The sequence below is a fragment of the Holospora undulata HU1 genome, from assembly GCF_000388175.3.
Classification (GTDB): Bacteria; Pseudomonadota; Alphaproteobacteria; order Holosporales; family Holosporaceae; genus Holospora; species Holospora undulata_A.
On the sequence record NZ_ARPM03000003.1, the window covers coordinates 1 to 1,553 of the forward strand.

The 1,553-nt window shown below is 34.0% G+C and carries 1 protein-coding gene; it reads right to left on the bottom strand.

Translation table 11 applies throughout. From position 1 onward, the window contains the following. Positions 1-1,283: 1,283 nt before the first annotated feature. The gene (locus K737_RS11600; RefSeq protein WP_407636427.1) at positions 1,284-1,409 is read right to left on the bottom strand and encodes a hypothetical protein; all 126 of its coding nucleotides are present in this window, start codon (positions 1,407-1,409) and stop codon (positions 1,284-1,286) included. Positions 1,410-1,553 lie beyond the last annotated feature (144 nt).

The window sequence follows — 1,553 nt, forward strand, 5'->3', positions numbered from 1 at the left end:
CAACCTTACTCACTAAATCTTTATATATTCCTTCAAAATACTCCCATTTGATTACTTTTAACCGCTTTGAAATGCCACTATATGTCGCTTCAATGCCACTTTGCATTGATCCAAACCCTTGGTTGATTAGCTTTTCTAACATTCTTAAACGAGTTTTCTTGCCAAGGAGTATTAATCTCAGCAAACCTTTGAATAGCAATTCTCCGGTGATTTTATTATTATATCTATTGACATCGTAAAGTTTTCCTAGTCTCTCTAACCATATATCAATACATCATTATAAAATTAAAACTTTATACTCATAATATCTATCTCAACCACTTTTAACACTTATGGGGGGGATAGGGACTTCTGTTCGCTTGAAAGAAGCATTGCACTCAACTTTCGCCCACACCTAAGCGTTTAGCGCATTCATACTGGTGGGGTATTTGGGTAGTCTTCAATATCTTTTCTCAGTTTGTTCACATCACTCGTGGCAGCAGGTTTGTTACGTTTTGTTTTCAAGACCATATTCTCACCAGCGTCCGATACTGGCTAAACTCACACAGAAACGTATTCCAGCCTTGGCAATATTCAGTTTTTTGTTTGCTCTTACCTCAAGGGCCTTTTTGCGAAAATCAAGGCAATAAGCCTTATTCACTCCGATTATTAAAGTTTAGCTATCATAGTATTATAGGTTAACTGTATAAAAAAACTCTGAATCTCCCCAAGGCAGATCACATAAAAAGGTCTATATTTTTCTGGCACATTATTCTGGCACATTAACAAGTTAAAAAAATAAGAAAAATAAGAAAAATAAGAAAAACTAATAGGTTAATATTGAAGAAAGTAGTTTTGCGCATGACATGCCATGACCCCATATATTCTACCAGATACCATTACTAAATGGACAGGTGGAGTGTATCACAAATTGACCGCACTGCAACATTGTTCAGTCCCAACTCCATATGGTTTGGATTATGAGTAAAGTTTGACGGATTTTGCTCAAACACTTTAAGAAAGATATCAAAGGAAATCTGACATTTCAATGATTTTAGTTTTCGTTGATGATTATAATACAAAATAAAATAAATAAAATACTTTTTAAATTCTTACAAGTAACAATAATAATATATTTTTGTTGTATGTTGTTTGATCATTCTGTTTGCACCTTCCACCTGTCCATTGGTCAGGATCTTAGTAATTTTAAATGGACAATTCTCAATAAGATTTCTTAAAAACATTGTAGATATATCCGCAGTCATCGATAAATGCAGCTCTATATCTAAATCAGTATAAAAAAATTACGAAAAATGGAATTGAAATAAGAGATCAATTGAAAAAGTTAATGTTCTTCTTACATGTTTGGCTTGGGGCCATTTTTTCTCAATAGGATTGAGATCAGGGGAATAATGAGGAAAATAAAGCAAACTATGGCATCTTCTAGCATATTTTGCACTGCTTTCCCTTTATGGAAAATGGCATTATCCATAACACTGCCGCTTTCCTTTGGAAGGTTTGGTAGCACCCAAGATGTAATCCCCTGTAAGCCAGATATGAACCCAATTGCAATT